Below are 6,154 nucleotides of genomic sequence, written 5' to 3'. Positions count from 1 at the left end.
TGCGTCAGTTGTGTATAAGAGACCGGGTCCCGGACCGCCCGGTGCGGTCCGGGACTCGGGACCGGCGCGAGGTCCCTCAAAGCGCGGGCGCATCAGAGGGCTGCGAACCTGACCACCTCCGCGTACGACGAATACGGGAACACGCTGGGCGCGGCCACGGCCACTGCCTACGGATGGCTGGGCTCGCACCAGAGGGCGGGCGAGGGCGTGAGCGGCCTGACCCTGATGGGAGCCCGTCTGTACGACCCGAGGACCGGGCGCTTCCTTCAGGTCGACCCGGTGTACGGCGGGAATTCCGACGCCTACACCTATCCGGGTGATCCTGTGTCGATGCTGGATCTCGACGGGCTGACGAAGAGTCCGCGTTCCTGCGGAATCATCTGTCAGGCGCTCTTCTCGGCGGCCAAGTTCGGCATCGGCAAGATCGCGTGCAAGGCCACGGGACTCGCGTCGTTCGTGTGTGCCGGCCTGGTCGGAGCGGTCTTCGCCGTCCTGAAATACGCGTACGGCTGCTACGAGCGCTGCTGGAAGACCACCACTGCCGCCAAGAAATTCGCTACCGGATTCGTCACCGGCGTTGCCGGAAAGATGGCTTTCGGTAAGGCCAAGGCGAAGTACGGACCCAAGCTGACCAAAGCGATCAAGAAATGGGGAGGCGTCATCAAGAAGACCCTCAGAAGCTGGGGCGGCAAGCTCTGGAGCAGGGTACTGGTCGTCATGGCTAAACTCGGCCTCCGGTAGAACGGCCTCGTTCTGAGCAAGGGGGCCGGTGGGAATCCGCGACGGCCCGAGCCGCAGCGCGCCGATCCACCGGCCCCTCTGACCCCACGTACAGCGAAACAGCAGGAATCGGAAACCGAGCACGTCATGCACATATTCTTTTACGTGGCCCGCCGTGCGCTGGTGGGATCTCTTCTCTTCAGCGTCGTCGCCACGAGCCTCGTGGCGATCGAATCGTTCTACGAGGACGGCATGCCACTGGATGCCGGCAGTGATCGGGTTCCGGTCATCGCGTTCTGTCTACTGATCGGCTTTCTGGGCTTCCTCCTGATCGCGGGCTACAGCGGTTTCCGCCATGTTCAGGAGATCAAGAAGGCAGGGTTTCCGGTCGACCTGGCCCACGTGTCGATGAAATCGGAAGAGGAATTCGGACTCGACCTGCCGGCCGACAGGGCATGCGATGCCGCCCGGAACGGCCTCGCATCGCTGGACGGACTGCGTCTGCGTGACGGTGGGACGACCGAGCGGCAGGACCTCCGGGCCGTACGGCGCATCGGTCCCGAATTCGCCGAGGAGACGTACCGGCAGGTGGTCTCGGTACGGATTCGCCCCGCGGCAGCAGGCACCTCACGGGTGACGGTCCGCAGCCGGGCACGGTTCCGGCTGAGTCTCTTCGACCACGGGCGCAGCAGACAGCACCTGGCCGAGGTGGTCGCCGCGATCCGGTCCCACGCGGCCGGTTCCTGAGCCGGCGGCCACCCTCCAGCAGGGTGTCTCTCCGGCCACTCCGCCCGCCGGGCGACGCCCGGCTCGCACCGTTCGCCGCGGTGCCGGAACCGTCCTCGTACGCCCGCGCGAGGACGGTTCCTCCATCTTTCAATCGCGCGCACCGGACGCCGCCGGACCGGCCTCCGGCCGGGCGGCGGCACTCCCTACTTGCCGCGAGCCCGGGCGGAAGCATGGGCCGATGCCTCGGCGTCCGGGGCATCGTCCGGGGTCTCCTCGAAGTTCACCCGGCCCATGTGGCGGTTCATGGACTTCATCAGCAGCCACACGCCGACGGCGAGCGCGGCGAAGACGAGGAAGCCGAGAACGCCGGGGGTCACCTTGTTCTTGTCGAGCTCGTCGGCGGCCAGCGGGACGAGATGCGTCAGTGCCTGGGTGGAGTACATATCAGGCATTGTCGCGGATGCCCGCGAAGAGATCGCTCTCGGGGAGGGAGGTATCGACGCCGGACCTCACGAGCTCGTACTCCTCGGTCGGCCAGACCTCCTTCTGCACGTCCATCGGCACGCGGAACCAGCCGCCGTCCGGGTCGATCTGCGTGGCGTGGGCGATGAGCGCCCGGTCCCGCACCTCGAAGAAGTCCGCGCACGGGATGTGCGTGGTCAGGGTGCGTTCGGTGTGCTGCGTCTCCTCCCAGCGCTTCAGCCAGTCGCCGTACGGGGACTCCAGGCCGCGCGCCAGGAGCGCTTCGTGCAGGGCGAGGGTGCGGGGCTTGTTGAAGCCCTGGTTGTAGTAGAGCTTCCGCGGTTCCCAGACGGGGCCGAACGCGTCCTCGGGGAAGCGCTCCTTGTCGTTCGCACCCTCGAACGCGATCATCGTGATCTTGTGGGTCATGATGTGGTCGGGGTGCGGGTAGCCGCCGTTCTCGTCGTACGTGGTGACGACCTGCGGGCGGAACGAGCGGATCCGGGCGACGAGGCGCCCCGCGGCGGTCTCCTCGTCCTCCAGCGCGAAGCAGCCCTCGGGAAGCGGGGGCAGCGGGTCGCCCTCGGGAAGGCCGGAGTCGACGAAGCCGAGCCACTCCTGCTGGACGCCGAGGATCGCGCGGGCCTCGTCCATCTCCTTCCTGCGCACCTCGTGGATGTTCTCCTCGATGTACGCGTCTCCCTGGAGCCGGGGGTTGAGGATGGAACCACGCTCGCCACCGGTGCAGGTGACGACCATGACCTCCACCCCCTCGGACACGTACTTGGCCATGGTGGCCGCGCCCTTGCTCGACTCGTCGTCGGGGTGGGCGTGGACGGCCATCAGGCGCAGCTGCTCGGTCAAGACTCGGTCCTCAGTTATTTGTCGCGATGGGCAACTCCTATAGTGACCGAACGGGAAGGTGGAAAATTCCTCGATTCCCCGCACAGGAGGAACGATCATGACGGCGCTGCGCGAGGCCACACCCGAGGGCCGGTACGGCCGGAACCGGGACCAGCAGGCCGACCGCACGCTCCGGGTGGTCGGCGCGGTCCTGGGTGCGGCGCTGGTCGGCGTGATCGTCTGGATCGGTGTGGACTACATCGGCGGTACGGACATCAGCGCTGAGCTGATCAAGTCCAAGGTCGTCTCCGACGAGCGGGCCGAGGCCCATCTCGAAGTGCACAAGGACGAGGACTCCGGCGGCTTCTGCACGGTGCGCGCCCTGGACGCGGCGGGCAGCGAGGTGGCCCGCAAGGACTTCCGCTTCGACCAGCACGTGGGCCGTATCGACGAGGTCGTGGCGCTGCGCACGACGGCCCGGGCCAGCGCGGTGGAGCTGGTGGGCTGCACCAGCGGCGGTTCGGCGGGCTGAGCCCCGGCGTTCCGCCCGACGCCCCCGGCGCACGGCCCGACGCGGACCAATCCGCCCGGCGTCCCTACACCCCGTGGTTCCTCATGGCGGCCGTACTGTCCGCCACGCCTCCATCGGCACCGGGTAACCTTCTCCCCCTTTGCCCGGGAAATTGTTAGGCTCGTGGTTTCGCCCACCCGAGAGGGAACAAGCTCGGGGCAGGGCGATGCTTTGTATTCCCAGCACCGACGAGGAGCACCTGTGACCCAGACCAGCGAAAACGTCACCTGGCTCACGCAGGAGGCGTACAACCAGCTCAAGGCCGAGCTGGAGTACCTGTCTGGTCCCGCGCGCACGGAGATCTCCGTAAAGATCGCGGCGGCCCGTGAGGAGGGCGACCTCCGCGAGAACGGCGGGTACCACGCGGCCAAGGAAGAGCAGGGCAAGATGGAGCTCCGGGTGCGCCAGCTCACCCAGCTCCTGGAGCACGCGAAGGTCGGCGAGGCGCCGGCCGACGACGGTGTGGTCGAGCCCGGCATGGTCGTGACGATCGCCTTCGACGGCGACGAGGACGACACGGTGACCTTCCTGCTCGCCTCCCGTGAGTACGCGAGCACGGAGATCGAGACGTACTCGCCGCAGTCGCCGCTCGGCAAGGGCGTCAACGGCAAGCGCATGGGCGACGACGCGGAGTACGAGCTGCCCAACGGCAAGAAGGCCACGGTGAAGATCCTGTCGGCCAAGCCGTACACCGGCTGAGCCACCGAGCCGTCCGCGTCGCGCCGCGACGCGTGAAGCCCCGGCGGCGGACTCCCGAGGAGTCCGCCGGCCGGGGCTTTCGCGTGCGGCGTCCAGCGGGACGCGGCACCCTCAGGTGGCCGCCCGCCGGTATTTGCGGACCGCCAGCGTCCGGAAGACCACGGTGATCACGACGGACCAGATCAGCGAGGCCCAGACCGGGTGCTGCATCGGCCAGGCGTCGGACGGGGAGACGCCCGGGTTGCCGAAGAGGACGCGGCACGCCTGCACGGTCGCGCTGAACGGATTCCAGTCGGCGATCGGCTGGAGCCAGGACGCCATCTGGCTGGAGTCGACGAAGGCGTTGGAGATGAAGGTCACCGGGAAGAGCCAGATCAGGCCGCCGGAGGTCGCCGCCTCGGGGGTGCGTACGGTCAGCCCGATGAGGGCGCCGATCCAGGAGAAGGCGTACCCGAGCAGCAGGAGCAGGCCGAACGCGCCCAGGGCCTTCCAGATGCCCTCGTGGATGCGCCAGCCGACGAGCAGGGCCACGACCACCAGCACCAGCACGGTGAGGGTGGTCTGCACGAGGTCGGCGATGGTCCGCCCGGTGAGGACCGCGCCCCGGGCCATCGGCAGGGAGCGGAACCGGTCGATGAGGCCCTTGTGCATGTCGTCCGCGATGCCCGCGCCCGCGCCGGCCGTGGCGAAGGTGACGGTCTGGGCGAAGATGCCGGCCATCAGGAAGTTGCGGTAGACCTCCGGGGAGGTCGAGCCGCCCACGTTCATCGAGCCGCCGAAGACGTAGCTGAACAGCACCACGAACATGATGGGCTGGATCAGGCCGAAGAGGACCACCTCGGGGATGCGGGTCATCCGGATGAGGTTGCGTTTGGCGATCACGAGGGAGTCGCCGACCGACTGGACGATGCCGCCGGACGGGCGGGGGGCCAGGCTCGTTTGGACCTCTTCCGTGCGCGTGGTCACCGTACGTCCTCCTTCGCGTTCCCGGGCCCGGGGGAAGCCGCCGTCGAGCCGCCTCCTCGCCTGCCGCCCCTGGCGTTGCCGTCCCCTCCGTCCGCGCCTTCGCCGTTCCCGTTCCCGTTGCCGTTCTCGGTCTCGGCCGCGTGGCCGGTCAGCGAGATGAAGACGTCGTCCAGGGTGGGGCGGCGGAGCCCGATGTCGTCGATCTCCACGTTCCGGCCGTCCAGGTCACGGATGACCTCGGCGAGGAGTTTGGCGCCGCCGGTGACCGGGATGGTGAGCTTGCGCATGTGCCGTACGACGGTGACCTCGCCCTGGCCGTACCGGGCGAGCGCCTCGCGGGCGGGGTCGATCTCTTGTGGGCTGTGCACGACGACCTCGACGCGTTCGCCGCCGGTACGGGCCTTGAGCTGGTCGGACGTACCGCGCGCGATGACCTTGCCGTGGTCGATGACGCAGATGTCGTGGGCGAGGTGGTCGGCCTCTTCGAGGTACTGCGTGGTGAGCAGCAGAGTCGTTCCGCCACCGACGAGTTCCTCGATGACCTCCCAGAGCTGCTGGCGGTTGCGGGGGTCGAGGCCGGTGGTCGGTTCGTCCATGAACATGACCGGTGGCCGGACCACGAGGGCCGCCGCGAGGTCGAGCCGCCGCCGCATGCCGCCGGAGTACGTCTTGGTGGTCCGGTCGGCGGCGTCGGTGAGGTGGAACCGCTCCAGCAGTTCGTCCGCCCGCGTCTTCGCGTCCCGGGCGCGCATCTGGTAGAGCCGGGCGACCATCCGCAGGTTCTCGCGGCCGGTCAGGTACTCGTCGACCGCGGCGAACTGCCCGGACAGCCCGATGGAGCGGCGTACCTCGTTGGGTCGGGCCAGTACGTCGATGCCCGCGACCTCGGCCCGGCCGCTGTCGGGCTGCAGCAGGGTGGTGAGGACGCGCACCGCGGTCGTCTTCCCCGCGCCGTTGGGGCCGAGGAGGCCGAGAACCGTTCCCTCGGGGACGTCGAGATCGACGCCGTCCAGCGCTCGTACGTCGCCGAAGGTCTTGACCAGGCCTTCGGCGTGGATCGCACCTGGCACAGGAGATACCCCCCGTCTGCTGTGGGACCGTCTGCTGTCGGACGGACCGGTTGTCCGTTCACATACCTACGGAGCGCATCCTAGGGCGTTACGG

The 6,154-nt window shown here is 68.5% G+C and carries 8 protein-coding genes; 4 read left to right on the top strand and 4 right to left on the bottom strand.

Annotated elements, in window-relative coordinates; genetic code table 11:
• Positions 1 to 108 precede the first annotated feature (108 nt).
• Both ACFWEE_RS23760 and ACFWEE_RS23755 read left to right on the top strand, forming a co-directional pair.
• A complete protein-coding gene (locus tag ACFWEE_RS23760) occupies positions 109 to 741 on the top strand; it encodes an RHS repeat-associated core domain-containing protein (protein WP_386891918.1) in 633 nt (210 codons plus the stop codon).
• 144 nt (positions 742 to 885) lie between these two features.
• A complete protein-coding gene (locus tag ACFWEE_RS23755) occupies positions 886 to 1,467 on the top strand; it encodes a hypothetical protein (protein WP_386891903.1) in 582 nt (193 codons plus the stop codon).
• A gap of 185 nt (positions 1,468 to 1,652) precedes the next feature.
• Here ACFWEE_RS23755 and ACFWEE_RS23750 read toward each other — a convergent pair whose 3' ends face one another.
• Both ACFWEE_RS23750 and mca read right to left on the bottom strand, forming a co-directional pair.
• Positions 1,653 to 1,892 (bottom strand): hypothetical protein, encoded by a 240-nt coding sequence (locus ACFWEE_RS23750; protein ID WP_386891902.1) that lies wholly within the window; start codon positions 1,890 to 1,892, stop codon positions 1,653 to 1,655.
• Between the two features lies 1 nt (position 1,893).
• Complete coding sequence (gene mca, locus ACFWEE_RS23745; RefSeq protein ID WP_386891900.1) at positions 1,894 to 2,775, bottom strand: mycothiol conjugate amidase Mca; 882 nt, start codon at positions 2,773 to 2,775, stop codon at positions 1,894 to 1,896.
• Positions 2,776 to 2,872: 97 nt separating this feature from the next.
• Here mca and ACFWEE_RS23740 point away from each other — a divergent pair, with 97 nt between their 5' ends.
• A complete protein-coding gene (locus tag ACFWEE_RS23740) occupies positions 2,873 to 3,286 on the top strand; it encodes a DUF4307 domain-containing protein (protein ID WP_386891899.1) in 414 nt (137 codons plus the stop codon).
• A 240-nt stretch (positions 3,287 to 3,526) separates the two neighbouring features.
• The gene (gene greA, locus ACFWEE_RS23735; RefSeq protein WP_327177680.1) at positions 3,527 to 4,024 is read left to right on the top strand and encodes a transcription elongation factor GreA; all 498 of its coding nucleotides are present in this window, start codon (positions 3,527 to 3,529) and stop codon (positions 4,022 to 4,024) included.
• 111 nt (positions 4,025 to 4,135) lie between these two features.
• On the opposite strand, the gene ACFWEE_RS23730 is transcribed toward greA, so the two are convergent.
• A complete protein-coding gene (locus ACFWEE_RS23730; RefSeq protein ID WP_386891897.1) occupies positions 4,136 to 4,990 on the bottom strand; it encodes an ABC transporter permease in 855 nt (284 codons plus the stop codon).
• Positions 4,987 to 6,060, bottom strand: coding sequence for an ATP-binding cassette domain-containing protein (locus tag ACFWEE_RS23725; protein WP_386891895.1), 1,074 nt, complete (start codon positions 6,058 to 6,060; stop codon positions 4,987 to 4,989). Before ACFWEE_RS23725 ends, ACFWEE_RS23730 begins: the two co-directional genes overlap by 4 nt.
• Positions 6,061 to 6,154 lie beyond the last annotated feature (94 nt).

Source organism: Streptomyces sp. NPDC060184 (assembly GCF_042728795.1).
In the GTDB taxonomy this organism is placed as follows: Bacteria; Actinomycetota; Actinomycetes; order Streptomycetales; family Streptomycetaceae; genus Streptomyces.
The sequence above is the reverse complement of the archived record's forward strand: the minus strand, read 5'-3'. Positions and strand labels throughout refer to the sequence as shown.

Excerpts from the sequence above, each read along its gene's own strand:
- ACFWEE_RS23740 (WP_386891899.1), top strand. The coding sequence starts at position 2,873 with ATGACGGCGCTGCGCGAGGCCACACCCGAGGGCCGGTACGGCCGGAAC.
- ACFWEE_RS23750 (WP_386891902.1), bottom strand. The coding sequence starts at position 1,892 with ATGTACTCCACCCAGGCACTGACGCATCTCGTCCCGCTGGCCGCCGAC.